At 47.6% G+C, this 25961-nt stretch carries 23 protein-coding genes; 4 read left to right on the top strand and 19 right to left on the bottom strand.

Features of this window, described 5'->3' with window-relative positions; translation table 11 throughout:
- Window positions 1-39: 39 nt before the first annotated feature.
- A complete protein-coding gene (locus ACO05Z_RS20025) occupies window positions 40-1662 on the bottom strand; it encodes a LysM peptidoglycan-binding domain-containing protein (RefSeq protein WP_421903956.1) in 1623 nt (540 codons plus the stop codon).
- A 439-nt stretch (window positions 1663-2101) separates the two neighbouring features.
- On the opposite strand from ACO05Z_RS20025, the gene rlmB reads away from it, so the two are divergent.
- Window positions 2102-2857 carry a 23S rRNA (guanosine(2251)-2'-O)-methyltransferase RlmB gene (rlmB, locus tag ACO05Z_RS20020; RefSeq protein WP_421903955.1) on the top strand — a complete coding sequence of 252 codons (756 nt, stop codon included), beginning with the start codon at window positions 2102-2104 and terminating at the stop codon, window positions 2855-2857.
- A gap of 98 nt (window positions 2858-2955) precedes the next feature.
- Here rlmB and fliQ read toward each other — a convergent pair whose 3' ends face one another.
- The 13 genes from fliQ to ACO05Z_RS19955 all read right to left on the bottom strand — a co-directional run bounded on the left by fliQ (window position 2956) and on the right by ACO05Z_RS19955 (window position 14448).
- Window positions 2956-3225 carry a flagellar biosynthesis protein FliQ gene (fliQ, locus tag ACO05Z_RS20015; protein ID WP_015853679.1) on the bottom strand — a complete coding sequence of 90 codons (270 nt, stop codon included), beginning with the start codon at window positions 3223-3225 and terminating at the stop codon, window positions 2956-2958.
- 42 nt (window positions 3226-3267) lie between these two features.
- Window positions 3268-4059: a flagellar type III secretion system pore protein FliP gene (gene fliP / locus ACO05Z_RS20010; protein ID WP_421903954.1), complete on the bottom strand. Its 792-nt coding sequence runs from the start codon at window positions 4057-4059 to the stop codon at window positions 3268-3270.
- The gene (gene fliO, locus ACO05Z_RS20005) at window positions 3992-4357 is read right to left on the bottom strand and encodes a flagellar biosynthetic protein FliO (protein ID WP_421903953.1); all 366 of its coding nucleotides are present in this window, start codon (window positions 4355-4357) and stop codon (window positions 3992-3994) included. Before fliO ends, fliP begins: the two co-directional genes overlap by 68 nt.
- Window positions 4350-5039 carry a flagellar motor switch protein FliN gene (gene fliN / locus ACO05Z_RS20000; protein WP_421903952.1) on the bottom strand — a complete coding sequence of 230 codons (690 nt, stop codon included), beginning with the start codon at window positions 5037-5039 and terminating at the stop codon, window positions 4350-4352. The genes fliO and fliN overlap by 8 nt, the downstream gene beginning before the upstream one ends.
- A gap of 95 nt (window positions 5040-5134) precedes the next feature.
- The gene (locus ACO05Z_RS19995) at window positions 5135-5635 is read right to left on the bottom strand and encodes a flagellar basal body-associated FliL family protein (RefSeq protein ID WP_421903951.1); all 501 of its coding nucleotides are present in this window, start codon (window positions 5633-5635) and stop codon (window positions 5135-5137) included.
- Between the two features lie 29 nt (window positions 5636-5664).
- Window positions 5665-6393, bottom strand: a complete 729-nt coding sequence (locus ACO05Z_RS19990; RefSeq protein WP_421903950.1) for an OmpA family protein — start codon at window positions 6391-6393, stop codon at window positions 5665-5667.
- A 9-nt stretch (window positions 6394-6402) separates the two neighbouring features.
- Window positions 6403-7233, bottom strand: a complete 831-nt coding sequence (locus tag ACO05Z_RS19985) for an OmpA/MotB family protein (protein ID WP_421903949.1) — start codon at window positions 7231-7233, stop codon at window positions 6403-6405.
- A gap of 48 nt (window positions 7234-7281) precedes the next feature.
- Complete coding sequence (locus tag ACO05Z_RS19980; protein ID WP_421903948.1) at window positions 7282-8043, bottom strand: motility protein A; 762 nt, start codon at window positions 8041-8043, stop codon at window positions 7282-7284.
- Between the two features lie 27 nt (window positions 8044-8070).
- Entirely contained in the window at window positions 8071-8775 is a 705-nt protein-coding gene (locus tag ACO05Z_RS19975) for a YggS family pyridoxal phosphate-dependent enzyme (protein ID WP_421903947.1), read from the bottom strand.
- A 104-nt stretch (window positions 8776-8879) separates the two neighbouring features.
- A complete protein-coding gene (gene era / locus ACO05Z_RS19970) occupies window positions 8880-9797 on the bottom strand; it encodes a GTPase Era (RefSeq protein WP_421903946.1) in 918 nt (305 codons plus the stop codon).
- A gap of 364 nt (window positions 9798-10161) precedes the next feature.
- Window positions 10162-12564, bottom strand: a complete 2403-nt coding sequence (gene topA / locus ACO05Z_RS19965; RefSeq protein WP_421903945.1) for a type I DNA topoisomerase — start codon at window positions 12562-12564, stop codon at window positions 10162-10164.
- Between the two features lie 123 nt (window positions 12565-12687).
- Window positions 12688-12981, bottom strand: a complete 294-nt coding sequence (locus tag ACO05Z_RS19960; protein ID WP_421903944.1) for an Hpt domain-containing protein — start codon at window positions 12979-12981, stop codon at window positions 12688-12690.
- Window positions 12982-13122: 141 nt separating this feature from the next.
- Window positions 13123-14448: an APC family permease gene (locus ACO05Z_RS19955; protein ID WP_421903943.1), complete on the bottom strand. Its 1326-nt coding sequence runs from the start codon at window positions 14446-14448 to the stop codon at window positions 13123-13125.
- A gap of 744 nt (window positions 14449-15192) precedes the next feature.
- Here ACO05Z_RS19955 and ACO05Z_RS19950 point away from each other — a divergent pair.
- From ACO05Z_RS19950 to ACO05Z_RS19940, 3 genes are all read left to right on the top strand, one after another.
- Complete coding sequence (locus ACO05Z_RS19950; protein WP_421903942.1) at window positions 15193-15582, top strand: RNHCP domain-containing protein; 390 nt, start codon at window positions 15193-15195, stop codon at window positions 15580-15582.
- A gap of 2 nt (window positions 15583-15584) precedes the next feature.
- Entirely contained in the window at window positions 15585-16658 is a 1074-nt protein-coding gene (gene rsgA / locus ACO05Z_RS19945; protein ID WP_421903941.1) for a ribosome small subunit-dependent GTPase A, read from the top strand.
- Window positions 16659-16746: 88 nt separating this feature from the next.
- Complete coding sequence (locus tag ACO05Z_RS19940) at window positions 16747-17208, top strand: GNAT family N-acetyltransferase (RefSeq protein ID WP_421903939.1); 462 nt, start codon at window positions 16747-16749, stop codon at window positions 17206-17208.
- A 27-nt stretch (window positions 17209-17235) separates the two neighbouring features.
- On the opposite strand, the gene ACO05Z_RS19935 is transcribed toward ACO05Z_RS19940, so the two are convergent.
- The 5 genes from ACO05Z_RS19935 to ACO05Z_RS19915 all read right to left on the bottom strand — a co-directional run bounded on the left by ACO05Z_RS19935 (window position 17236) and on the right by ACO05Z_RS19915 (window position 25949).
- Window positions 17236-20400 (bottom strand): efflux RND transporter permease subunit, encoded by a 3165-nt coding sequence (locus ACO05Z_RS19935; protein ID WP_421903938.1) that lies wholly within the window; start codon window positions 20398-20400, stop codon window positions 17236-17238.
- 108 nt (window positions 20401-20508) lie between these two features.
- Entirely contained in the window at window positions 20509-21525 is a 1017-nt protein-coding gene (locus tag ACO05Z_RS19930) for an efflux RND transporter periplasmic adaptor subunit (RefSeq protein WP_421903937.1), read from the bottom strand.
- Window positions 21515-22114, bottom strand: coding sequence for a TetR/AcrR family transcriptional regulator (locus ACO05Z_RS19925; RefSeq protein ID WP_421903936.1), 600 nt, complete (start codon window positions 22112-22114; stop codon window positions 21515-21517). The genes ACO05Z_RS19930 and ACO05Z_RS19925 overlap by 11 nt, the downstream gene beginning before the upstream one ends.
- A gap of 204 nt (window positions 22115-22318) precedes the next feature.
- Window positions 22319-23377, bottom strand: a complete 1059-nt coding sequence (locus ACO05Z_RS19920; RefSeq protein WP_421903935.1) for an HD-GYP domain-containing protein — start codon at window positions 23375-23377, stop codon at window positions 22319-22321.
- 16 nt (window positions 23378-23393) lie between these two features.
- Complete coding sequence (locus ACO05Z_RS19915; RefSeq protein WP_421903934.1) at window positions 23394-25949, bottom strand: PAS domain S-box protein; 2556 nt, start codon at window positions 25947-25949, stop codon at window positions 23394-23396.
- Between the last annotated feature and the right edge of the window lie 12 nt (window positions 25950-25961).

Below are 25961 nucleotides of genomic sequence, written 5' to 3'. Positions count from 1 at the left end.
AGGGAAACCGCCTTTATTTTGTCTTTAACTCAATTTGTTTTACTGGACGTAAACCTTGATTCTATCACCGGGACGGAGAATAGACTTGGAATTCAAGCTGTTCCACTTCATGAGTGAAGAAACCTTCACTCCAAAACGGCGGGCAATTTTCCAGAGGTTATCGCCGCGACGGACCCGATATTTAACCAACTGCTGCTTGACGTTCTCAGCCTTGGCAACGGAACGCGCGGAACTGCGGGCATTGTTATCGGGAATGTAGAGCTTCTGACCGATCTTGAGCTTGGAAGAATAAAGGCCGTTTGCACGTTTGAGGGTACGCACACTTACATGATAGCGGCTGGCAATATCCCAGAGGGTATCACCCTTGCGAACCTGGTAGTTAGCACGGCTCTGCGCGGTACGACGGGTTTTACTGGTTTTAGTTGCGTAAACAGCCTTGGAGGATCCTCTACCCGGAATCATGATGTACTGACCGGGCTTAATCAGGTTGGACCTGCGGTTGTTTACAGACTTAAGCACAGCCACGGGAATGCCGTAACGGCGGGCAATGCGGTACCAGGAATCACCCTTGCGGATTTTGTAGCGCTTATAGCCTGCAAAAGGACGCGAATTGGGGGATTCGAGGTAATCGGCAGCATTAGCCATGACCCTTTCGGGAAGGTAAGCATTAATTACTGCGTTGGGCGGGCTGACCTGTCTGCGGAAATGGGGGTTGAGTTTATGGAACTCACTCCATTTCATGCCGCAGGCTTTGGCAAGTGCCAGCAGGTCGGTACCACCGGGAACCTTAACGGTTTCAACCTGTATACCGTTGTTCCAGTCAATATTGGTAAAACCGAGTTCATCAAGGTTTTTGAAAATCTTGGAGATGGCAATGAATTTGGGAACGTAGTTCTTGGTCTCAGCGCGGAGTCGGGCTCTTCTGCTGAGTTTATGGTTATTCTTGGTCAGATCAAAGAAATCTTTGGAACCTGTCTTTCTCAAAGCTCGCCCGATCTTACCTTCACCAGCATTATAAGCAGCAAGGGCCAAATACCAGTCACCGAACATTTCGTGCAAAACCTTGAGGTACTCAACCGCTGCTTTGGTTGATTTATATGGATCACGGCGTTCATCAACCCACCAGTCCACACGCAGGCCATATAACCGTCCTGTATAGGGCATAAACTGCCACATACCTGCCGCGCCAACACGGGAATAAGCCCATGCGTTGTAACCGCTTTCGGCAAAAGGCAGCATGGCCAGGTCCTGAGGCATATTATTTTCAGAAAGTACCTGACGCACATAAGGCAGGAAAGGCTCGGAACGTTTCAACCAGCGATCGAAAGTCTTGCGTGCCTTATGGGTAAAAAAACCAAAGTACTGCTGCACTTCCTTCGTATCGTGCTCATCAAGGTCGAATAAGATTCCGTTGCTGGACTGGAGAACTTTTTCTTCCTCAGGGGTAAGCTTCTCAGCTTCCTGCGGAGCGGCTTCCAGCTCAGGATCGAGAGGCTCAACCCCGGAATCGGCTACTTCGGTTTCAACCGAAGCTTCACTTTTTAAGGCGGCTTTTGTCTGGGCATCAAGAGCAGCCTCATCAACCGGAGCGGTCTTGGCAGAACACCCGGCAAAAAATGCAAATAAAGCCAGAAGTGCGATTAACCGAAACGATTTCAGCATCTTCGACTCCTTGTCACTGTGGACGTCAAACGTATTGATTTTATCCATAATTTATCTAGAAAAACTATAAAATTTACCCGGTTAGGCACATAAAAAGAAGCTCAAGAGCTTAAAAATACAAGCTTTTCAGTGCAAAGATTTGAGTTGTTCAAACATATGTAGAGCTATACTAAAGCGCGAGGGTTTGCAATAGTAAAACGAAACGTATAGATTGCCCAAACCGTTCGGGCGCAAGGGTTTCAGCCCATTATGCTCGAGCTTTGGACTGGCTAGGTGTTAATAAATTGAGAATCGTATTCACCGTAACAAAGCAGTTTAATTAGCCAATTATGAGATCTGAAAGTGAGCAACTTTCAGCTTCCGAAAATAAATAAGACAACTACAAAAAAATCCGCGCCCAAGCAGATTTTTAGATTTTTAATAAAAAGGTAGATTTTGCATGAAAAAAAAGACCAGAGAAGACGATAACACCATCATAGCGGGCCGCAAACCGGTTCAGGAGCTTCTTTTAGACTCTCCTGAGAGGATTGACCTGCTTTACCTGCAAAAAGGGCGTCAGGACAAAAATTTCGAACGCACTATCCAGCGCTGTAAAAAGCACGGTATCAAATACAAGATCGCCGACAAGGCGGAACTGGGCCGGGTATTCTCAGGAAACCATCAGGGAGTAATTGCCCGCGTTGCCGCCCTTCCCTTTGCCGATTACGACGATATGCTGGAGAATCTGGCTGAATCGCCCCTGCCCCTATTGGTTGTTCTGGATCAGGTTCAGGACCCCGGCAATGTGGGCGTTCTGGCCCGCTCCCTCTACGCATTAGGCGGTGCAGGAATTGTAACTGCCAAGCACGGCGGTGCCTTCCTCGGCCCTGCAGCAGTTAAAGCAAGCGCCGGAGCACTTAATAAACTGCCCGTAGCAAGGGTCAATAATATTTCCCAAGCCCTCGACAAAGCAATCGATATGGGTATCAGCATCTACGGGGCCGGACTTGATGAAGATTCTTCATCCGCCTACACAGCTGAGATTCATACCCCGGCTATCCTTGTCCTCGGCAATGAGGAAAAAGGCATCCGCTTCAATGTTGAAAAACGCTGCCAGAAACTTATCCATATCCCCTTCCGCCGGGACTTCGATTCCCTGAACGTAGCACAGGCCGGAGCCATGTTGATCAGTGAATTTGCCAGACGGTTAGGCTAAATCAGCTTAAATTTTCTGCCTAGACAGACATAAAGTAAGCCCCCTGAAGAAAAGTATTTTTTCAGGGGGCTATTTTTTAGAAATAATCTAAATAAAATCTACTTAATATAGTTGGGCAGGTTTAAAAAAATATTACGTGTAAAATCAATCATTTTGTCCATAATCCACGGAAAAGCAAAAAGCAGGGCCAGAAACATGGAAACGATCTTGGGAACAAAGGTCAGGGTCATTTCCTGAATCTGCGTTGCGGCCTGAATTACGGAAACAAAAATACCCACAACCAGCCCGACCATAAGCATAGGCAACGCCAACGTCAGGGCCAGTTCAATTGACTGCTTTGCAAATCCGATAACAAATTCTGGGGTCATTTTTCTATGCCTCCGCGTAAAAAAGACGCACTACTGCCCGGGTCACTGGAACGTGTTAACGATGGACCCGGTTAAGAGCGACCAACCGTCAACCATGATAAACAGTAAAATCTTAAACGGCAACGAAACCATTGCCGGGGGCAGCATCATCATACCCATAGCCAGCAGAATACTGGCGATAACCATATCGAGGATCAGGAACGGAACATAAATCAGAAAGCCGATGGTAAAACCGGTCTTAAGTTCACTGATGGTATAAGCGGCAATAAGGAGCATGGTATTCACGTCCTCCTTGGTTTCCGGCCGCTTTTCCCCGGTAATGGAATAAAAAATGGAAAGATCTTTCTCTCTGGTATGCTTGAATAAAAATGTGCGTATGGGAACCTGTGCCCGGTCAAGGGCTTCGGTAAAGCCTATTTCCTCGTTGAGATAGGGCTGTAGGGCCTGATCGTTTACGGCCTTACCGGTGGGCATCATGATGACCACGGTCATAAAAATAGCAAGGGAGGCCAGAATCTGGTTGGGAGGCATCTGCTGCGTTCCCATGGCCTGACGCAGAAAGTGGAAAACAATGATGATCCGGGTAAAGGAAGTCATGGTCAGCAGGATGGACGGAGCCATACCCAAAATGGTCAGCAGGAACAGGATTTCCAAAAGCTTGGCAACCTGCTCCGGCTCTTCCTGTCCGGCAGCAAGATTGAGCGTAAGGGTAGGTACTGTCTCCTGAGCAAAGGCTGCTGCCGGAATAAGCAGCAGAAAAATTGCGCTAAGAGTCAGAAGAGCCGGAGCTTTCTTTTTCAAGGTATCCGGCAAAGTCGGAATCAATCTTTGCATGCCCTTCATCCCTTGCTTGGAGCAGAGTAATATTATCCTGAGTAACACCGACCACCATTTCACGGTCGCGATACCTGACCACAGTAATATTCTGGCGCGGCCCTAAAGGAAGCCGATCAACAATTTCAAGCACACCTTTTCTCGCACCGGGAAAAGATCCCCCGATATTCAAACGGCGCATGAAATAATATGCCAGAAGCAGCATTGCCAGAATGAAAAAAAGCGCTGCCGACATCTTGAGCACAGAATCCAAACCGGATTCCGGGGCTATAAATGCGCTGGCTGTTGCGTTAGGCAAGATGCTTCACCCTTTCAATGGGGCTGATGATATCAGTCAGCCTGATACCGAATTTTTCATTAATAACAACAGCTTCGCCACGGGCGACCAGTTTGCCGTTAACATAAATTTCAAGGGGTTCCCCGGCCAGCTTGGTCAGCTCGACAACAGAACCTGTTCCCAATTGCAGGAGCTCGTTGATGAGCATCTTGGCTCGGCCCAGTTCAGCGGAAACATCCAGCGGAATATCGAGGATAAAATCAAGGTCACGCCTTGAACCGTCATGACGCGGGTTCTTGGCCTCATTGGTCAGGTCTTTGAAATCAGCATCCCGGGTCTGGGTACGCAGAAATTCCTGTTCCTTTTCCTTGCGAATGTCATCGCCGGTATCTTCAGCAAGGGCAGCAGCCCACTCATCAGCAAGGGCATCGTCCCCCCCCCCACCGCCGCCGAGATCCATTTCGCCGCCACCTTCATCACCCTGCTCACCAAGGGCAGCCGCCCATTCATCAGCAAGAGCGTCTTCATCAGAGGCTCCGGGCTCATCCTGTTCAGCCAGTGCAGCAGCCCATTCATCGGCCAGAGCTTCATCATTGCCGTCACCGGGATCACCACCCAGAGGGTCACCACCTGCGGAATCGTCAGTGAGTGCGTCCGCCCACTCCTGTGCTAGTTTATCCTGATCAAGATCATCTGACATCATTGCAGCCTACCTCCGGATTATTCATTGGCCATCCCGTAAAACGGTCCTGACGACATAAAATCGACACACCATCAAAGGGTTAAGCAAAAACCGTGCTACTGGATAACCATATCCGTAAAATATACCTGTAAAACCTTAGAGCCGCCCAGAATCTGGTTCAGCCGGTCCACAATTTCCTTTTTCAGGAGAATCTTGCTCTCCATGGTGGAAAGATCCTGATAAGTCTTGCTGGAAAGCAGCAGGATAAGCGTATCCTTGACCATAGGTTCTTTCTTGGAAAGCTCCGCCACGGCCTCTTCGCTGACAACCTCAACATCAACCCCAAGCTTAAGGTACCTGCGCCCCAGCGGGTCAGCAAGGTTAACTACAAAAGTAGGCAGGGTAACGGTAAACCCGTCACCGGGAAGAGTTCCCGGATCTTCACCTTCTGCGGCCTGATCTTCCTTAGGTTCTTCCACAGCATCTTCAGGCTGAGCGGAAAAAAATTTCTTGTAGGCGAAAAAACCACCGCCACCAAGTATGGCAAGAAGCAGGATAAGGATTATCCACTTCAGCATTCCGCCTTTCTTTTTCGATTCCTGACCTTCATCAGCCATGATTCACCCTCTTAATTATGTGTACTGGACTAGTAGCCCCCCATGGGGGGAGTCGTCTTTATCAATATTTCAACCCGCCTGTTCTGAGCGCGCCCTTCCGGAGTGGTGTTGCTGTACAACGGAAATGTCGGCCCGCAGGCGGAAACTGTCAACCGGTCATTCATTATACCCTGCTCCACAAAATATGTAAGCACGGCCATGGCCCGCTCCCCGGATAACTGGAAATTGGATGGACTCATTCCACCCACATTATCCGTATACCCGGCAATATTAACATCAGCGGACCCCAGATAATCAAGCACCGGAACCAATTGGTAAAGCAGTATTTTCGCCCTCTCGTCAAGTTCAGACTTACCAAGTGGAAACATGAGCTTATCCGTAAGCACCAAAGCCACACCTTCAGGCTTGGCTAGAACCTTAAGGTTTTCATCAAGGGTTGCCCGGTCCATATCCGGCGGCAGAACATCGTCCGGAAAAAGCAGATCCTTAATCCGGTTCTGCTTTTCAAGCACCTCCCAAGGGCGCTCCAGAAATTCACTGACCAGCTTTACCTTGGCTGTTACCCGCCCGGAACCTCGCTTATCGAGAAAGCCAAGTTCAGCAGGCATGATGGTAACCCGGGTGATAAAACTCTGGTCCATTGAAGCCATACTTAGCAAGAGCACAAAAAAAGTCAAAAGCAGGGTGACCAGATCAGAGAATGTGACCAGCCACCCCCCACCCGGATCCGGCGGCTTTTTTACTTTATCGCGACCCATAGCTCAGCCTCACTGTCCCTTAGGTGGTTTTTCGGCATCACCGATAGGGAAGACAAAATCATCAAACTTGAATTTATCATCTTCCTTACGCGGAGGCTGATACTCCTTGATTTCTTTGGAAACAGCAGCACTGCGCGTATCAAGGACAAGGTCGACCCTGCGATTCATCTTGCGCCCTTCCGGTGTAGAATTTGGATGACGGGGCCGGAATTTACCGAATGCCTCCAGCTTCAACATTTCCGGATTCATGCCGTTACGAATCAGGTAATTATAGACAGCAAGGGACCTGTTCAGTGAAAGCTTCCATGAAATATCAGGGGTAAGATCCCGGTCTTCCACTCGGTAATCCTCACCCAGTTCATCGCGCAGGATAGAAGTATGCCCGGCAACAAGCACAGGATGCTTGACCCTTTTAAGGACCGGAAGAACGGTATCGAGGATGCGTGTGCCCTCAATGGAGAGACTGGTGCTGTCCGGAGTGAAGAGGACATCGGCTCCAATGGAAAGGATTTGAACAAACCGATTGGATTCAAAACGTAAATCTTCTTCCGCAAATTCCCACAGCAAAGGCTTGATGGGCTCCAGATCTTCCTGCAGCTCCATGGGGCCGACCTGAACGGTCTTACGGGACTGAGTGTCGGAAAGAACATCATAGCCCTTGGTACCAAAACCAAAGGTACCGATGATGGAACCTAGGACAACCAATTTACGGCGTTCGTCAACAACTGACATACTCACCAAGAGCACAAAGAAGGTGAGCATCAGGGTCATGAGATCACTGAAGGTGATCAGCCATAAAGGCTGGCCCTCCGGCTCAGGCGGCTTCTTCTTCCTACCCATTCATCCCCCGGTAACAGTTGCAGGCCGTAACGCCAGTAAATCAAACAGCTAATCGCTGATCTTGCGTATTTTAGGAGGCAGGAAGCTGTTCAGCTTCTCCTCAATAATTTTGGGGTTCTCACCTTTGGAAATTGAGATAATGCCTTCCATAACCATTTCCCGAAGCAGAATCTCTTCCTTACTGCGGGTTTTGAGCTTTCCGGACATGGGCGTAAAAACAAGGTTGGCCAGAATCGCACCGTAAAGTGTGGTCAAAAGCGCAACGGCCATTGCCGGACCAATGGTACTTGGGTCACTCATGGTCTGAAGCATCTGTACAAGACCGATAACTGTACCGATCATACCCATAGCCGGGGCAAAGTCGGCAAAAATTTTCAAAATTTCAGCCCCGGTCTCATGCCTGTTCTCAAGATACTGAATTTCGGTTTCCAGAATTTCCTGAATAACCTGCGGCTCAAGGCCGTCAACTGTGAGCTGCAGTCCTTTGCGCAAGAAATCATCTTCAATGGATTTCAAGGCAGGTTCAAGGGAGAGGATTCCCTCGCGGCGGGCACGGTTGGCGAAATCCATAAACTTATCGATAATCTCACCCGGGGATTCAAGACTGGAAAAAAAGGTTTTTTTGATTACCCCAACTACCCCGAGCACATGGCCCATGGGGTAGTTAACAAGCGAGGCCCCGATGGTCCCGCCGATAACAATCAGCATGGAGGGCACGGAAATAAAAATAGCCAGCGAACTTCCGACCAGAATAGCCGAAAGAACAAGCCCGAAAGAAAGAACTATTCCTATAACTGTACCCAGATCCATTCAGTCCGCCTGTGGGTGTTTTAAAGTTTAATAGCCCGGTCTGGTGCCGAAAATCCTGGTCCCGACCCTGACCATGGTCGAACCTTCCTCAATGGCTACCCGGAAATCACCGGTCATGCCCATAGAGAGTTCCGGCAGCTCAATTCCGAAAAGCTTTTCCATGCCTTCGGAAAGCATACGCAGTCTTGCAAAATAAGGCCTTGCCCCTTCCGGATCACCGAAAAATGGAGGTAGGGCCATGAGTCCAATCAGCTTGAGATTTTTGTAGCCCAGAATTTCTTCTACCAGCGCAGGGAGTGTTTCTTCAGTGACCCCGCACTTCTGATCCTCACAAGCTGTATTTACCTGAATGAGGATATTCTGAACCACATCCAAAGCCTCGGCCTTTTTGTTCAGCAGTCCTGCCAGCTTGGAACTGTCCACACTGTGTACGGCGCTGAACTTACCGGCCACCTGCTTGGCCTTCTTGGATTGCAGACCGCCAATAAAATGCCAGTCTATATCCAGCCCGGACAGCTCTTCCTGCTTGGCAAGGGCTTCCTGCACATAGGATTCCCCAAAGCAGCTGTGCCCGGCATTGTACAAGATCTCGATATCAGAGGCAGCATGAAGCTTGGAGACCGCCATGACGGTCACTTCTTCAGGTTTACGCCCGGCCCGCATGCAGGCCTGAGCGACTTCTTCCTTAACCTCTGAGATATTTTCAATAAGTTCTTTTTCCCTGTTACTCATCGTCAAACTGCCGTTTTTAGTAAGCGGCATACATTAAAATTCGGTTGATTATATAAATTTCTTTAATAAAAAGAAAACAAAAGGACAAGATTTCACAGAATCGACTATTCGCCGAGTCCAAGTGAGCGCAGGAATCCCACGTCTTCGGTCCAGCCTTCACGGACTTTAACCCAAAGTTCGAGCATAACTTTCATCTCGAGCATTTCTTCAAGCTCACGTCTGGCCTGTGAACCGATTTTCTTAAGGTTCTGTCCACCCTTACCGATGATCATGCCCTTGTGATTCTTCTTGGTGGTGTAAATGATCGCACCGATGTTGACCAGATTGCGCTCCGGTTCCTCGGTCCAGAATTCAATCTCAACCGCGGTGGAGTAAGGCAGTTCCTGCTGCAGGCTCATGAACAGCTTTTCACGCACGGTCTCAGCCGCCATAAAACGCATAGGAACAGTGGAAACTTGATCTTCCGGGAACATGGGCGGACCTTCAGGCAGGGTCTCGACAACCTTTTCCAAAAGCACGTCAGCGCCGTCACCCTTCAAAGCGGAAACAGGGATAAACTCAGCTTCAGGCCAGAGTTCCTGCGCCTTTTCCATAACCGGAAGTAGCTTGGCTTTATCTTTAACCTTATCAACCTTGTTCACAGCCACGAAAAGTTTTTTGCGGGACTGGTTCACGGGCTTAACAACCGGAGCCAGTTCTTTTTCCATCAGATGCGGTTTAGCGGCGTAAAGTGCGGCGTCAAAGAGCACTACAATGGCATCGGCATTGCCAAGTGCTTCCCATGCGGAATCGAGCAGGAAACGGTTCATCTTGCCGCGCATGCGGTGGATACCGGGGGTGTCCAGAAAAACGACCTGCGAATTCTCATCACTCAGGATACCGCTAATCCGGTTACGGGTTGTCTGGGGTTTGGGTGAAACAATCGCCACCTTCTGACCAAGATAATGGTTCATAAGAGTGGATTTACCGGCGTTGGGCGGGCCGATCAGAGCAACCCAACCAAATTTATATTCTTCTGACATTTTTATTTCCTTATTTATTTTGATGCGCTATCGCGCTTTTTATTAAGAGAGCCTCCGGCGGCGCTTTCAGCGGGACCAGAGAACCTTTTTTTGAAAAAAAGTTTCTCTGGACTCTCCAAAAAAACTTTTAATAAGCTGTCGCTACCAGTCTTTAAAATTCGTGCGGTGACTTATTTCAATCAACCGCCGAGAGCAAAATACACGAAAAAGTGATACTAGGCCAATTTCAAAAAACAGCATTTCTGAAAAGACCTGTTTAAACACTAAAAGACCTTTCCAATTAGCCCTTGGAAAGGTCTTTTTTAATCTAACACTTTACTAGATTAAATCTAGACTTTGTTTAGTTTTCCTTGAAACCAAATAGTTAGCCGTCTTCCTCACCCTGAACATAACCACATCCTTTTTCCGGGCAGGCAATGTGCTCTCCTTTGGCGCGAGTGGTCTTTTTGACCAGCACGGGATGTCCACATTTGGGACAGGGACCGTCGATGGGCGGATACCAGACTGCGTAATCGCAATCCGGATACTGGTCGCAGGAATAAAAGAGCTTGCCGCGACGGGAGCTTTTTTCCACCAGTTCACCCTTGCAACCTTCGCGGGGACATTTGACCCCGGTGGAGAAAGGTTTGGCGTGCTTGCAATCCGGGTAGTTGGAGCAGGCAATGAAGCGGCTTCCGGTGCGGGCGTGCTTGATGATCAGGTCACCGTCCTCACAATCGGGGCATTTACCGACGATCTGGGCGGTGGGAGTTTCCACAACCTTAATCTTGCCTTCATCGTCGCGCTCAAAGTTCTTGATGTTGCGACAATCAGGATACCCGGTACAGCCAAGAAATTCACCGCGGTTGGAGCGCTTGATAGCCATGGCACTGCCGCACTTTTCACAAGTAACCCCGGTCTCTTCCGGCGGTTCTTCCTCAAGAACGACAATCTTACCCTTCTCGTCACGGGTGAAGTTTACAATATTTTTACACTCAGGATAGTTGGAGCAGCCGAGGAATTCACCGGTACGTCCGAACTTAATGACCATGGGCGATTCACATTTATCGCAGGTGATCCCTGTATCCTCACCACCGCGCTTCATTTCCTTGGCAGCGGTTTCAAGGGTGGGATAGAACCCGTCCACGAAATTTTTCATCAGCGAGGTCCATTCAATCTTGCCGTCGGCAACATCGTCAAGCTGCTTTTCCATGGCAGCGGTGAACCCTACATCCATAAGTTCTTTGAAATGTTCGGAAAGCTGATCGCTGACTACAAAACCAAGCTCGGTGGGGATGAATTTCTTTTCCTCCAGATTCACGTAGCCGCGATCCTGAATGGTGGAAATAATGGATGCGTAAGTAGAAGGACGACCGATGCCCTTTTCTTCCAGCTCGCGGACGAGAGAAGCTTCGGAGTAACGGGCCGGAGGCTGGGTGAATTTCTGCTCGCTGTCGATTTTCTCGACCTTAAGCACTTCGCCCTTTTCCAGCTTGGGCAACTCGATAAGCTTTTCATCACCGGTCTTTCCGGTAACACGCATAAAACCGGGGAAAAGCAGCCTTTCACCCTTAGAACGCCAAATGGTATTCTTAGCCTGGATGGTAACCACAGTATCCCAGAAGCGGGCCGGAGCCATTTGGGAGGCGATGAAACGGTTCCAGATCAGCTTGTAAACCTTGAATTGGTCAGCAGGCAGGAACGGCTTAACATCTTCAGGCAGGATGGTTGCGTCAACCGGGCGGATTGCTTCGTGAGCGTCCTGTGCGCCACCTTTAGATTTATAGACCCGAGGCTTGGCCGGATAAAACTCATCACCGTATTTTTCGAGAATAACCTTCTTGGCAGTATCACGCGCTTCGTTGGCGATACGCACGGAGTCGGTACGCATATAAGTGATCAGCGCGGTGGTACCCTTGTCCCCAAGCTCAACCCCTTCATAGAGGCGCTGGGCAAGGGTCATGGTCCGCTTGGCGGAATAACCGAGCCTGCGGTTGGCATCCTGCTGCAGGGTAGAGGTAATGTAAGGCGGCAAGGGATTACGCTTGCGTTCCTTTTCAGTGAGATCGGTAATCTCGAAAGGAACACCTTTTATGTTGCTCTGCAGAGCTTCGGCTTCATCGGCAGAACCGATCTCGGCCTTTTTGCCGTCAACTTTCCAGAGGTCGGCCACGAAAGGCGGCGGATTCTTGCCTTCCACATGGGCTTTGAAGAGCCAGTATTCTTCGGGGATAAATGCCCTGCGGGCTTTTTCCCGCTCTACTACGAGCTTAAGCGCAACAGACTGTACACGCCCTGCGGAAATACCCCTTTTTACCTTTTTCCAAAGGATGGGAGAAATTTTGTAACCCACCAAACGGTCCAGAATACGGCGGGCCTGCTGCGAGTCAAAGAGCTGTTCATTGAGCGGCTGGGGATGTTCGAGGGCCTCTTTAACAGCCCTTGCGGTAATTTCGTTGAACTGGATACGGCTGACGTTCTCGTTCACTTCCTTGATAATGGCTGCCACATGCCAGCCGATGGCCTCCCCTTCGCGGTCGGGGTCAGGTGCGAGGAAGACATGGTCGGCTTTTGCCGCTGCCTTCTTCAGTTTATTGACCACATCCTCTTTACCGGGAATGACCTGATACTGGGGGGTAAAATCACCATTTTCTTCGACGCCAAGCTTGTTCTTGGGCAGGTCGCGCACGTGACCTACGGACGCAGCAACCTGATAGTTCCTGCCAAGAAACTTACTGATAGTCTTCACCTTTGCCGGGGACTCAACAACAATCAAATCTTTGCTCATAGTTTGCAGCCTATAACCACCAAGAGAACACTATGCAACCATAAAAAATTACCGAAATAGGGATTTCACCATTCGGAATCCATATGCACAGCAGTTAAATGTTATTTTTAAACCCTTCAATAATCAGGAAGAAATACAATCTTTCAACGCTGATAATTTTCTTTGTAAAATTTCTGTGTCAGCACGATCGCGGGCAGCAAGTTCCAGCTCCTTGGCCTTGACCGTCACCTCCGGTAAACCGAAAGTTCGCGCCGAACCTGCCACAGCATGGGCATTTTTATAAAGCTTTTCCAAATCAGTAGCAGACCCTGTGCTTTCATAAGCCGAAAGAAATCCTTCCAACTCTATAACTCGCCCGCTCAACGCCGCAGCATATCTCTTATTAAGCTCTGCCAGCTTTTCGTCAAGTGTTGCCATAAATTACCTCCATCGCACGATTATACATAAAAATCGGCGAAGCCCTACTAAAAGGTTTTGGGATTCTTAAAACCTTTTGCAAAAGGGTTTAAGCCGCCGGAGGCATCAAAAAAAAAGCCCGCGTAGTGCGGGCTTTTGTCATTACTTTTTGGAGCTGTTCATTAACATGGCCCCTACAGCCTGAATTATCAGGAAGAGGATCAGGAAGTGGATGAACATATCTTTCTGGATGGCGCCCCAGATGATGTAGACGGAACCGCAACCAGCCAGCAACGGGCAGAGGTAACGGCTCAGCGGACCGAGGTCGGTGAAAGTCTTCATCACCCAGATGTAGATAGAGATGTAAATCACGTACAGGAACGCGATGGGCAGTTCGGACACATCCATAAACTGGCCCCACCAGCCGTGGAAGTTACCGTACCAGACAACCAGCCAGAAGCAGGACAGGAAATAACCGATGATTGCGGACCAGCTGGTGCTGTTGGTCACCGGGTTAACCTGCTTGAAAAGAGAAGCCTTGGGACCGAGGTTACGGGATGCAATAGAGAACATGCCGCGTGCGGATCCCATGATCAGACCGTTCAGGGTACCGAGGCAGGAAATGATAACGAACACGGTCAGCAGGGTGCCGCCAACATTGCCGAAGATCATTTCAATAACGCGAACAGGTGCGGCGTCGCCTTCAGCCAGAACCTGATCGTTGGTCAGTACGCCGGAAATACCCAGATAATAGAGCATGTAGATGGTCATAACCGCGATGGTACCGACAACCAATGCACGAGGCAGGGTCTTTTTAGCGTCTTTCAGTTCGGCGTTAATAACAGTAGCGATAATCCAGCCCTCATAAGCAAAGGCGGTGGAAAGGGTTGCTACAGCAAGTCCGCCTCCGCTACCGGAAATTTCACTGGCAGTCTGCATGAAGTTCTGCATGGTCTGTCCGCTGGAAAGACCGGCAAGACCGCCCACAACAGCAACGAGACCAAGCGGAATGAGCTTAATTACAGTGGAAGAAACCTGCCACTTACCTGCCAGAACCGGAGAATAGTAGTTGAGCAGGAAGAATCCGGTCAGGTATACGAAGGACAGAGGCCAGAGCATGTCTTTCATGCCCACAAGCCCCACGGTGTAGTTAGCGGATACCCAGGCAAGAACCGCTACCAGAGTCGGGTAGTAAATAAAGGTCATGAACCAGCCGACCATGTACCCGGCCTTTTCGCCATAAGCCTCTTCAAAATAGTCAACCAGACCGTTGACCTTCTCAATGCGGGTCGCAATCTTAGAAAATACATATGCGGTAACAACCATGATGGAGCCACCGATCAGCCATGCAATAAGTGCTGTAGGCAGGTCACCGCCGGCAGCCTTGAGAACGTCATCGGCCTTAAAGAAAACCCCTGAGCCGATTACAATACCCACAACCATAGCGGTTGCAGTCCAGAAACCGTATTTCTTCTGTAAATTATCCATATTAAACAATCACCCCTTTACACTTCTTCCAAACGCCCTTCCCCTGATCCAAAATGCAGCTTACAATCTGGAAAAATAAAAATCAGGAAGGCAACCTTCTGCACACTAAAATGCCAATGAGTAATAGCTGCACACAATCCCTGCTGGAGATACATAAAAAACCGCACACTATTACTAATCACAAGACACAAACAGATTTACTTGCGCGGATAATGCGGTTCTGTCCAGAACTTTTTTTTTCATTTTTGCAAAACAAGAGAATTTAATATTGCAAAAATCAAAATGACATTAACTTCTACTCTCATATATTTCCTGACTTTTAGGACTAGAGGATGCATCGGTTAATTTGTTATTGACAAATTAATATAAAAGTGAAAAATGGGCTCAGTTATTAACTTTTAAAGGAGATTTTTATGTTTACTAATGTGAGAAGGGTGTTCCTGTTCTAGGAGTGCACTTTAAGGACATTAAAAAATTTAGAATCAATTTCTATTCTAAGCCTATGGCTTAATTCTACCCGTCTTTTTTGGCATTCCACTCCCGCAGGACAGGGGCATCCCAGCACCTAACTGTTATTACCCAGGATTAGTTTAATATACAGCTGTCTTAGCTGATTATTTGGTTTGTGCTTTTGCACAGCAGGGATATCCCATTGCCTTGTGCATGGATATACCCCAAATGAATCGTTCTCAGACAGCTCACTATATAAGGTAAATGCATTTATGTGTTTGCAGGAGTAGAGTTATGTCCAGACAACAAAAAACCGTCCACATTGATACCAACCCGTTCATCTGTGAAAATTGCGGCCTTACAGTACCGTCACCGGAAAGCGGGACGCAAAACCGAAACCATTGTATCCATTGCCTGCACAGCAAGCATATGGACATGAAAATCGGGGACCGGCGCTCAGGATGCCGGGGTATCATGGAACCCATTGGTTTATGGGTAAAAGAAAACAAGGAGTGTGCAGTTATTCATCGCTGCCAGAAGTGCGGATTTATCCGTACCAACCGTATTGCAGGCGACGATAATGAGGTAGTGCTGTTCACACTGGCAGCGCGCCTGATTACACAATTACCCTTCCCTGCGAACATCGCATTGGAAAAAATTGAACGTCAGCAAATGGGAGGCTAGCCATGATGAATATCGAACAATTAGGCTGGAATTCATACTTTGCAGATCAGTTTCGGCCATACAAAGAACAGGGCTTAAGTGTCGGTCGGGTATTGAGGGAAGTACGCCAGCAATACACCCTGTACTCAGAACAAGGGTTAATCAGCGGAGATGTTTCCGGACATTTCCATTACACTGCCATGGACCGCTCGGATTACCCTACAGTGGGCGACTGGGTGGTTTTCCGACAATGTGCTGATTATGCCCAGATTGAACATGTGTTGGACCGGACAAGTGGTTTTTCCCGCAACAATGCCGGAAGCGGAGACCGTGAACAGGTGATTGTCGCTAACATCGACTATCTGTGCATAGTCTGCGGACTGGATGGTGGAAGGAACTTCAACCTCCGCTCCATTGAGCGTTACATTACCATGGCTGTTGAGGGTGGAGCCCAACCAGTCATCGTGCTCAACAAAGCTGATATCTGCACAGATAGGGAAATAGCCTTGCTGCAGGCCCAAAGTGTTGCAGGTGACATTCCCGTCCACATGGTCAGCGCAATAACCAAAGAAGGTGTAGACGACTTTTCAATGAGTTTTGAAAAAGGTTCTACTGTGGCCTTCAGCGGTCAATCAGGGGTGGGAAAATCATCCCTCATCAACTGCCTGCTGGGCATGGAAACATTAAAAACCGCAAGTCTTCGCGAAAGCGATCTGCGGGGCAGACACACGACCACCCATAAGGAATTGTTTTTCCTTAAAAGCGGGGCCATGGTCATCGACACCCCGGGCATGCGCGAACTCCAATTATGGGGAAGCCGGAAAAGTCTGGATGAAACCTACAGTGAAATCCATGAAGCAGCCAAACACTGCCGTTTCAGGGATTGCACCCACCAGAATGAACCCGGCTGCGCCGTGCGTGAGTTGTTGATCAACGGTTCACTGGAAACAGAACGCTATGAGAACTACTCTGATATGCAGACTGAACTGGCCTTTATCGAAAGTAAGGTGGACGAGAAAAAACGCCACGCGAGAAAAGCTAAAGATAAGCAGCTTTCCAAGTTAATCCGCAGGACCATGAAAAACAAAAGAAAATAAATAAAAACAGGGTGGCTCTGGCAATAGAGTCACCCTGTTCCAATTTCATTCAAGTTTATTCAAGCACCTAAAAAACGGAAGAACCAGAATGAGCAAAATAAATTCTGCAACTATTTCAGACTTTGACGGATGGATTGAACTGGCAAGAGAAGTAGAGCCTTTATTCGGCCCTATGGCTGATGAGCCGGCATTCCACGAAGGATTAAAGCAAGCCATTAAAAGCGGCACTGCCTTCTGCATTAGAGAGGAACATCACGCGACCTCAGAATTACTCGGGGGAATTGTTATTGTTCCTAAGCTTAATGATATTGCATGGTTTGCTGTAACACAGAAAGCCAGAGGCAAAGGAATAGGTTATCAGTTGCTGGACTATGCAATAAGAAAATTGAGCAACAAGCGTCCCATAACAGTCACCACCTTTGCTCCGGAAATTGAATCAGGGAAACCAGCCGTAAACCTGTACAAAAAATTAGGTTTCAAGCAGACCGAACCGGGCCCTGTGAATCCAGCCGGAATAGAAACAGTAGTAATGGAAAAAGCCCCGAACTAAGATCAGTCCGGGGCCAATTAAGCAATATTATCTTGCGCGTTTCATTTTTCGTTTCTCCCGCCATTCCATAAATCCCATCAGCAGATCCCATTCGATGGGAATAATGAACAGGGTCAGGAAAGTCGCAGTGCAAAGACCGGTTACAAAGGTTGAAGCCATGGCCCCCCAGACAAGGGAATATGATGGAAACCCAACAGCCATAGGCAACAGACCGAGAGTAGTTGTCAAAGTAGTTAAAAGGATTGGCCGCAAGCGGATACGCACTCCCTCGCGCATGGCGGCCTTGCGGTCCATGCCCGATTTATAAAGCTTGTTCATAAAATCCAGCAAAACCAGTGAATCGTTGACCACAACCCCGGTTACCCCCACGGTGGCGATGAAGCTGTTCACCGTAAAAATGGTCTGGGAAAAGAACGTCCCCAGAATAACCCCGGTCAGCGAGAAGATTACCGCCGAAAGAATGATCACAGGCTGAGCATAAGACTGGAACTGGGTAGCCAGAATAAGGTAAATGATCAAAATCGCGGTCATGAAGGCATAAACAAGTGAAGTGTATGACTTGCGTGTGGATTCATATTCACCGGAAAAGTTTACCGTAGCACCGGGATACTCAGTACGCACAGAGTCATAAAACTTGCTGACCATATTCACTGCCGCAGGGGATGAAAGCCGTGACCCCGGCTTGATGTTCGCGGTGATAGTCACCGCACGCTGGCTCATGAAGCGGTTGAACTGCCCCGGTTCCATATAAATAGACACATCGCAGATATCACCGATGCGTACCGGACTTTCATTGTGTTCCAGCACGGGCACGGAAAGGGCATCCTCTGGGGTGTTCAAGTAGTGAGGGTCAATCTTCAAGCGCAGGTCCACATCCTCATCGGAAAGCCTGAATTCACCCACAAAACGACCATCCAGCACCGATCCCGAAATGTTAGCGACCTGCTTCGGGGTCAACCCGTATTCTGCCACCCTTTCATTTATAGGACTGAAGCGGAAAATACGGTTTGGCGTGCCGTCATCAGTGGCAAGGTTAACCAGATGAGGTCCAAGATCATCATTTTCCTTGATGAATTTCATGATCGCCACAGTCAGTCCTTTAACTGAGGCATGGTCGGCACCGAGAATCCTGATGTTGATATCCTTACCAGCGGGAGGACCGTCTTTTTCAGGCCGGACCCGGAAAGTCCATCCCGATTCAGCAAACTTCTCCAGCTCCTTGCGCATATATTCCAGATGCGCGCCCGGATCATTCTCCGGTGCATCAGCAAAAACCTGCTTATCCTTGGCCGGAAGCTCAACCACTATATTACCGAGGTTGGAACCGTGGACCATTTCATAGTCCTCGTTCTGGTAAAAACCGGCAAAAGCTGTTGCTGACTTGGCCATACCCGGTCCCATTTTTTCCACGAAAACAGAAATACGCTTCAACTTATCGGAAGTAACCTCGATAGGCGTGGCCACCGGACCTTCCAGCTCAATGTAATAAAGGGAGTAATCATCCGGGAAAAACTTGATCTTGATCAGCGGCAACTTACCTGAAATGGAAACCCCAAGGATGAACAAGGCCGAAACAAAGGCCCCGAAAACCACAGCCAAGGAAATGACCCTGAACCGGGCGACCACGGAAAGAAACTTATCGGTCCATCTGCGCAAGGGACGCATGAAAGCGGGCTCTCGGGTGTGTTTTTCCCTTTCTTTCATCAATCCCTTGGCACCGGGCCAATCCAGAAAGTGCGCTGGCAGAATCAGTAAACACTCGATCAAAGAAGCAATAAGCGCAAAGGTTACCGCCTTGGGAACCTGCGCAAAGAATTCCCCGGTAGACCCGGTCATGATCAACATGGGCAGGAAAGCCGCAACCGTGGTAGCAGTAGCAGAAATAACGGGCAGGAAAACCTCGGATGTACCGTCGACAACCGCTTCCTCAAGGGATTTACCTTCCTGTACATGGCGAAAAATATTCTCCACCACCACAATGGCGTCATCCACGATAATCCCGCTGACCAGGACAAAGGAAAAAAGCGTAATCTGGTTCAGGGAGTTCCCGGTCAGCTTCATAATGATCATGGTTACCAGAAAGGCAAAAGGCACTCCGATGGTGGTCAGCATGGCATTTCTGAAACCCATAACCAGATAGATAACCACAAAGACAAGTACAATACCCACCAACAGGTTCATACCCAGTGTATTTATGGCATCTTCAATATGCAGCCGCTGGTCACTGGTCAGAATAAGTTCAACTCCTTCCTTTTCCAGAGCACCCTTAAATGAATCCGCTATTTTCTCCACTTCCTCAGCGATGGTCACCGCATTACCATCTAAAGATTTCACGACCTTGAGTGTCACTGCGTTACGGCCGTTAATGGAAGTGATCACCTGAGGATCACGGTAGGAAACCCGCGCGTCGCTGAGCACATCACCCACAGTAACGAACGATCCGTCACCGTCCATACGCACGATGGTTTCAGCTATCTCCTCACGGGTACGAAAACGCTCATCCACAACGATCACATACTCACCGCCGGCAGCGGAAAAGTCCCCTGCGGGAATGGAAATATTGGCATCTGCCAGAGCACGCGCCACATCATCAAAGGTCAGCTTGAAGCGAACCAGTTTATGCGGATCGAGATTTACATGGAATTCACGGGTATACTCCCCTTCCACCTCAACCTCGTTCACGCCTGCAATCTTGCGCAGCTGGACCTTCATTTCATCGGCCATCATGGACAAGGCGCGGTTAGCGCGGTCTCCCACAAGGCAGACCCTGACTACCGGAAGCCATTCACTGACATTGATTTCCGTAAATGTAGGCGGGTCCATTTCACGCGGCAGATCATTCTGAATTGAAAGAACCCGGAAGCGCAGTTCCTCGTATCCCTTGGCATAGTCGGTATCATCAAGGAATTTGACCATGATGCTGGTCCGTTCCCGGAATGACCTTGAACGGATATATTCCACATTTTCAAGGTCATCCAGAGCGTCCTCAATTTTCTTGGTAACCAGTGCTTCCACATCGGATGGAGAAGCACCGGGCAAAAAACCGGAGATAACAACCTTGCCCATATGAACGTTGGGGTAACGTTCAACAGGAAGGTCAGCCATGCTGAATACTCCAACAATCATCAACAGGATGAAAACGATGTTGATGAAAACCGTCTGCTTAAGAGTAAAACGCATTAATTTTTTCATGATGTATGCCTTCGGCGACCCTGCCGGGGGCCTTAAACCCTTTTTGTAAAAAGGGTTTAAGAATCCCAAAAACTTTTAGTTGTTTTTAGTCTGTATGAAACGCAAGAATTAGGGCTTTATAAGAAACTCTTCGCCTGACTTAACAGCTCGTGATGATACGCGAACTCTTCCATCATCCGTATCGCCGAGTACAAGAACCTTCACCCGAACACCGTCCGGCCTGACGATGAAAGTATCGTCATAAGCTTTGAGCAGTGCGGACTTGGGAACTATTACCGCCCCACCGGGATCAGGCATCTTGATATCCAATTCAGTCCGCAGACCACCCCGGAATTCGAAATTGCCCTTGCTGATCTCAAAATCCACTTCAACCTTACGGGTTTCAGGATCAAAATCAGGTGAAATGCGTTCGAGCTTGGCAGGAACTTCAATAGCGAGGTCGGGCAGTTTAAGAGTGAGCTTTTTTGATGTACGGATTTTCTTGAGTTCGGGGATAGTCAAGGCATAGGGAACGAGCAGAGTTTTAAAATTACCGAGCTCAGCAACCTTTTCACCCTTATTAACCCATTCACCCGGCTCAATGTAACGCTTGATCACCCGCCAGCCTACAGGTCCGCGCAGGGTATAGCGGCGCAGATGCTCGCGATCTACATTCAGTTTGAGCTGTGTAGAGCGAAGTGAGGCTTCTGCGGATTCAAAGTTACGGATATGCAGGTCCAGCTCGGACTGAGCGGCAGTATTTTTCTTGACCAGCTTGATATAGCGCTTGGCTTCTTTGTCGTAATAGGTCAGGTCTGAGCGTAAACGTTTAAGATCAGCCTGCAACTGGGCGATTTCCAGCTTAATGAAGGTAGGATCCAGTTCTGCAAAACGCCCACCCTTGCCGATTGTATCCCCGACATCGGAATAAACCTTGGTGCATACTGCAGACTCTTCACTGACCAGAGTCATAGCCACTCTTGGTCTGGTGAATCCGATCAAAGTGACTACTCTTGAAGCCTGCGTAGCTTTGAAAGTTTTTGTACTGGAAGCAAAGGCCTTCGGCAAACTATTACTTATCAAAGCAACCTGTATAAGCAGTAGAAAAACAAGTATCTTACTAATCGACCTTGGTTTAGCTCTCATTATTTGTCCCCTGTCTGGCCCGCTCTATTTGCGGGATAGTAATAAAATCAAGGACCTGATCAAAAACAGTGTCCATATCAAGCTCGGGCATGCTGTTCTGCAGCCTTCCGGTTGAAACAAGACAAGCCAATCCATGGACTGAAGCCCACAGAGAAGCCACGGCAACATCAACCGACACATCACCTAACACACCGGTTTCAATGCATTGGCGGACTGTTTCCTTAAAATTCATAAAATTACGATGCGGTTTTCCAATCCATTTTTCAGGATCAGCAAAAGAAGGAGCTCTCCTATTGAAAAGCAGCTCATAATATTCCGGTTCGGCAATGGCAAAATCGAGATAGATTCGCCCCCCCTCCCTTAAACGTTGAAAAGGATCTTCGATTTCCGGCAAATGCTTTTGCATTCGCCCGAATTTTTCCATCCCCCCCTGCTTAAGGGTTAAAAGAAGTTCTTCCTTGTTCTTGAAATATCGATACAGAGCTGCCGGACTGTAATTAATTTTAGCCGCAATCTTGCGCATGGAAACATTATCAAATCCATCCTTAACGAACAGCTCTCGTGCTGCATCAAGGATTCTTTGCTTCATCCGTTTATGCTCTTCTTCTCTTCTGGTTATTTTTGACATAAACTGCATTTAGCAAACAGTGTTAACTTTGTAAACACTGTTCACAAAAACTTCACATACTAAAATCAGAACCATAGCTATACACAAAATAAAAAGCCGGCCATGCATTTTTTAGCAAATGCATAGCCGGCTTTTGGCTGCTCTTAGAAATTAAACTAACTACTCTTAATCAGCACAACTTTCTTTAATGGAAAGAATCTCTTCAAGGTTTTCAAAAAACAAATCAATAAGTTCAGGATCAAAATGTTTACCGCGCCCCTCTTTCATAATTTCAAGGGATCTCTCAACTGAAAACGGCTCCTTATAAGGACGTTTACTGGTCAGGGCATCGAAAACATCCGCAATAGCACAAATCCTGCCGGGCAAAGGAATATCTTCACCGGAAAGACCTGAAGGGTAACCTGAACCATCCCATTTTTCATGATGACTCAAGGCTATAACCGCACCCATATTTATGTAATCTGAAGTGCCCATGGAAAGGATGTTTCCACCGATAACAGCATGACTCTTCATCACATCCCATTCTTCGGCTGTCAGTTTTCCGGGCTTAAGTAAGACATTGTCCGGAATACCGATCTTGCCGATATCATGCATGGGGCTGCTGGTGTGAATCAGTTGCACCGTTTCCTTATCAAGACCTTTTTGCTTTGCGAGAATACGGCTGTACTCGGCCATGCGGACCAAATGGTTGGCGGTCTCCTCGTCCTTATACTCAGCTGCGGCGCAAAGATGATGAATGGTCTCCACGTGTGCTTCATCAAGCTTGAACAGAGCTTCCCGCAATTCAAGGGTCCGGCTTTCCACCAACTCATGAAGATCTGACTCAAAAGCTTTAATTTCATCCTGCTGTGCTTTCTGGCGCAGCATGGATTCAGTACGGACTCTAAGCTCTACTATATCAATAGGCTTAGTTATGAAATCGTTAGCCCCGACCTCAACAGCCTTAAGGCGGTCACCCTTCTGAGAAAGGGTTGTAACCATAATTACCGGGATATCCTGAGTCTCTGAATTTTCCCTGATTTTCTCAACAAACTCAAAACCGTTCATTACCGGCATCATTACATCACTGAGCACAAGATCATAAGTGCGGTCCAGCTTTTCGAGTGCTACCACGGCATTCTCAGCTCCGACCACATTATGACCCAGCTTGGTCAAGATACCTTCCAGCAGCACAATATTGTGCGGCTCGTCATCGACAACTAATATTTTTCTTTTACACTCCATGAAAAAACCATCCCGTTTATTCAGGCCTTTCTTCAGGAATATTAACACTTATCACTGTTTCGTTACGCTCATCATAAGTTTGCATTTTTATATCATAATGCATGGCATCAGCCATAAGCTTAGCCGAATATGTTCCAAGTCCGGTACCGTTATCTTTACCGTGGGTCACATATTTATGAAAAAACCTCTCCCTGATCGGCTCAGGTACCACCCCGGTATTCTTAATGGAAATTAAAGTATTACCGTCCTGCATACATTCAATAACTATTTTTTCACCGGAAGGCGAGGCTTCAATAGCGTTGGTTAACAATCCGGAAATTAGGGAATAGATTAATCTTTCCTCACCCCAAACGACAATATTTTCAGAAAGATCAGTATTTCCGGAAGCAATTAATTCAACTTCCACTTTTTGAGCTGAAATATTCGACCTGCAATTATCAACTACTTGCCTGGCCACACTGATTACATCAACCTGCAGGGGATAATATTCATATTTTCCGGTTTCCATTTTGAACATATCCAATGACATATCAATCATATGGAGCATGTTCTTTCCGGAATTCTCAATTGTTTTAAGCAATTCATGCTGCTGCTCTGTCAGGTTGTCATCCATCCGCAGCAAGCCCGGAAGACCGATAATACCATTTAGCGGGGTTTTCAAATCATGACGCATGATCAAATCAACATCGGACTTGAGACGTTCAAGTTCCTTCTGGTCGTTTATATTATCCTTTACCGCAACATAACTGACAACTTCACCTTTTTCATTATAAACAGGTGAAATAGAGGCTAATTCCCAATAAAACGAACCGTTTTTCTTTCTGTTAACAATCTCTCCGCGCCATGTCCTTCCACCGACTAAAGTTTCCCACATGTCCTTGTAAAAGGACTCATCATGCTCGCCGGACCTTAAAATACGCGGAGTTTCACCAACAGCTTCCTTTTTTGAATAACCGGTCTGCTTGCAGAAATACGGATTAACATAAGTAATTACTCCTTTAGTGTCGGTAATTACAACTGATACTGGAGCATTCTCAATTGCCCGGGTCAAAATTTTCAACCTTTCTTCCCAAGCTTTTCTCTCAGTAATATCCAGAACAACTCCCTCAACAACATTTGTTTCGAGCTCAAAATCATAAGCCAGGTAAGCATAAACGGACATACACCGCTCTTGCCCATCAGGAGTTGTAAATTTCATTTCGTACTCAGTTGATTCAAGCTCACCGGAAATAACCCGGGCATTATTCTCCTCCGCCAACGCAACGGATTCAGGCGTAAAATCAAAGAGTTCAGTCCAACTATGTCCCAATCCTGATTCAGGTGAACCATACCCTAAATAAGTAATCCCCTCACTTAAGCGGATAAATTTGCCATTGATGGTGTGGGAAAAGAAGACAAGCTTGTTACTCAACTTATTAGTCACATGGTCAAAACGGGTTTTACTTTCCCTAAGCTCCTCTTCGATCAATTTACGCTCAGTAATATCATGGACTGTTCCATATGCCCGGATAGGATTACCATCATCATTGTAGCTAAACCTACCTCGCTCAGAAACATATCGTATCTCCCCATCGGGACGTACAATCCTGTGGTCCAGCGAATAAGGCTCTCCACTTCTCATTGACTCAATATAGCTATCATTAACAGCCTTTCGATCTTTATGATGAACTAATCCGCTAAAAAAACCTCTTTTTGAAGGAGTATATTCGCCCTTGGTCAATCCAAAAATATGATATGTCTCATTTGACCACCAGATTTTTCCAGTCAGCAAATCCATAGACCAGTTGCCAAGGTGGGCAATGGACTGTGCTTCACTGAGGTTGGTTTTTACCATTTCAACCTCAGCATTCTTGGTAATAATTTTATAAATGGTAAAACAAATACTAAGGGCGAGCAGAAATAGAATTGCATGCAGAACAATTGACCCGGGTGGTATTACTCCCCAGCCTCCAAAAGGCATGGCGGCAATCTTCCAAGATCCGGATGAAAGGACAACCTGCATGATAACCGGGCTGTTACCCGAATCGAACAGCTTGGAATCTCCATAAAAGACAGTACCGTCTACCCCCTTGGCATCCACACCGCGAATAGCAACATCAAGATTCGGAAGATTTGATAGTCCGGCGTTAACTAAAAGCTCATCTAAATCTATAACCGCAGAAACAATTCCCCAAAAATATTCATTGGAACGTACGAAAACAGGAGCACGCCCTATCAATCCTCTCCCGCCTTGAACCAGATTGAGCGGCCCGGCAACAACCATTTTACCGGAATCATGAACCTCTTTCACCTTTTCCCACTGCTCTGGTGAAAACCTGTAATCAAAACCTATTACAGCCTCATTACCATCAAACGGATAGACATATTTAACGACATAATCAGGAGCTACACCGATACTCTTGATCAGCTTTGAGCGGAAAAGCATTCCCTGACAATAACTCTCCAACTCACTTGTGCGAAATTCAGGATGGTAAGAAACATAGTCTGCCAAGCCCTGAATCAACAAAAGATTGCTGTTTACTTCCTTCTCAAGCTGGGCGCGAATTGCTGCAGCCTGATGGTAGACTGACAATTTCTGGTCATT

The organism is Maridesulfovibrio sp., assembly GCF_965230075.1.
Taxonomy (GTDB): domain Bacteria; phylum Desulfobacterota; class Desulfovibrionia; order Desulfovibrionales; family Desulfovibrionaceae; genus Maridesulfovibrio.
Note: the sequence above shows the minus strand (reverse complement) of the source record. Positions and strands in the feature narration are given on the sequence as shown.

What these genes read in the sequence shown, in the direction of transcription:
- rsgA (WP_421903941.1), top strand. Translation starts at nt 15,585, where the DNA reads ATGATGAATATCGAACAATTAGGCTGGAATTCATACTTTGCAGATCAG.
- ACO05Z_RS19975 (WP_421903947.1), bottom strand. Translation starts at nt 8,775, where the DNA reads ATGAGTAACAGGGAAAAAGAACTTATTGAAAATATCTCAGAGGTTAAG.
- era (WP_421903946.1), bottom strand. Translation starts at nt 9,797, where the DNA reads ATGTCAGAAGAATATAAATTTGGTTGGGTTGCTCTGATCGGCCCGCCC.
- ACO05Z_RS19920 (WP_421903935.1), bottom strand. Translation starts at nt 23,377, where the DNA reads ATGGAGTGTAAAAGAAAAATATTAGTTGTCGATGACGAGCCGCACAAT.
- ACO05Z_RS19930 (WP_421903937.1), bottom strand. Translation starts at nt 21,525, where the DNA reads ATGAGAGCTAAACCAAGGTCGATTAGTAAGATACTTGTTTTTCTACTG.
- ACO05Z_RS19950 (WP_421903942.1), top strand. Translation starts at nt 15,193, where the DNA reads ATGTCCAGACAACAAAAAACCGTCCACATTGATACCAACCCGTTCATC.
- fliP (WP_421903954.1), bottom strand. Translation starts at nt 4,059, where the DNA reads ATGCAAAGATTGATTCCGACTTTGCCGGATACCTTGAAAAAGAAAGCT.
- fliN (WP_421903952.1), bottom strand. Translation starts at nt 5,039, where the DNA reads ATGATGTCAGATGATCTTGATCAGGATAAACTAGCACAGGAGTGGGCG.
- ACO05Z_RS19940 (WP_421903939.1), top strand. Translation starts at nt 16,747, where the DNA reads ATGAGCAAAATAAATTCTGCAACTATTTCAGACTTTGACGGATGGATT.
- ACO05Z_RS19990 (WP_421903950.1), bottom strand. Translation starts at nt 6,393, where the DNA reads ATGGGTCGCGATAAAGTAAAAAAGCCGCCGGATCCGGGTGGGGGGTGG.
- ACO05Z_RS19955 (WP_421903943.1), bottom strand. Translation starts at nt 14,448, where the DNA reads ATGGATAATTTACAGAAGAAATACGGTTTCTGGACTGCAACCGCTATG.
- topA (WP_421903945.1), bottom strand. Translation starts at nt 12,564, where the DNA reads ATGAGCAAAGATTTGATTGTTGTTGAGTCCCCGGCAAAGGTGAAGACT.
- fliQ (WP_015853679.1), bottom strand. Translation starts at nt 3,225, where the DNA reads ATGACCCCAGAATTTGTTATCGGATTTGCAAAGCAGTCAATTGAACTG.
- ACO05Z_RS19960 (WP_421903944.1), bottom strand. Translation starts at nt 12,981, where the DNA reads ATGGCAACACTTGACGAAAAGCTGGCAGAGCTTAATAAGAGATATGCT.
- ACO05Z_RS19980 (WP_421903948.1), bottom strand. Translation starts at nt 8,043, where the DNA reads ATGGATCTGGGTACAGTTATAGGAATAGTTCTTTCTTTCGGGCTTGTT.
- ACO05Z_RS19985 (WP_421903949.1), bottom strand. Translation starts at nt 7,233, where the DNA reads ATGGGTAGGAAGAAGAAGCCGCCTGAGCCGGAGGGCCAGCCTTTATGG.
- ACO05Z_RS19935 (WP_421903938.1), bottom strand. Translation starts at nt 20,400, where the DNA reads ATGAAAAAATTAATGCGTTTTACTCTTAAGCAGACGGTTTTCATCAAC.
- rlmB (WP_421903955.1), top strand. Translation starts at nt 2,102, where the DNA reads ATGAAAAAAAAGACCAGAGAAGACGATAACACCATCATAGCGGGCCGC.
- ACO05Z_RS19925 (WP_421903936.1), bottom strand. Translation starts at nt 22,114, where the DNA reads ATGAAGCAAAGAATCCTTGATGCAGCACGAGAGCTGTTCGTTAAGGAT.
- ACO05Z_RS20025 (WP_421903956.1), bottom strand. Translation starts at nt 1,662, where the DNA reads ATGCTGAAATCGTTTCGGTTAATCGCACTTCTGGCTTTATTTGCATTT.
- ACO05Z_RS19995 (WP_421903951.1), bottom strand. Translation starts at nt 5,635, where the DNA reads ATGGCTGATGAAGGTCAGGAATCGAAAAAGAAAGGCGGAATGCTGAAG.